Origin of the sequence: Streptobacillus notomytis (genome assembly GCF_001902585.1) — a bacterium.
Lineage (GTDB): Bacteria > Fusobacteriota > Fusobacteriia > Fusobacteriales > Leptotrichiaceae > Streptobacillus > Streptobacillus notomytis.
This window is the reverse complement of the sequence record NZ_LKKV01000043.1, coordinates 1-216: the sequence shown is the minus strand read 5'-3', so window position 1 is coordinate 216 and position 216 is coordinate 1. Positions and strand designations below refer to the sequence as shown.

Sequence of the window (216 nt, the reverse complement as noted above, 5' to 3'; positions counted from 1 at the left end):
AAATGTTAAAGCGATAAAATAGTGTCATTTATTCTAGATAAGTAGTATACTGAATTATCAAATATTACTTCTCCTTTTAATCTTTTTTCATTATCAGAAAAATTACTTCTACTTATAGATTGATTTTTTAAAGTAATCTTATTTCCAGCTAAATTAATATAAGTATATGTAACTTTACCCTTATTAGCCGACCCTTCGACAACCAAATCTTTTTGT

Annotated in this window: 1 protein-coding gene; it reads right to left on the bottom strand. The window is 24.5% G+C overall.

The annotated features are described in order from the left end of the window. Nucleotides 1-5: 5 nt before the first annotated feature. Nucleotides 6-216: hypothetical protein (locus tag BUE91_RS07045; RefSeq protein ID WP_180371196.1), on the bottom strand; the 211-nt coding region annotated here is incomplete at its 5' end.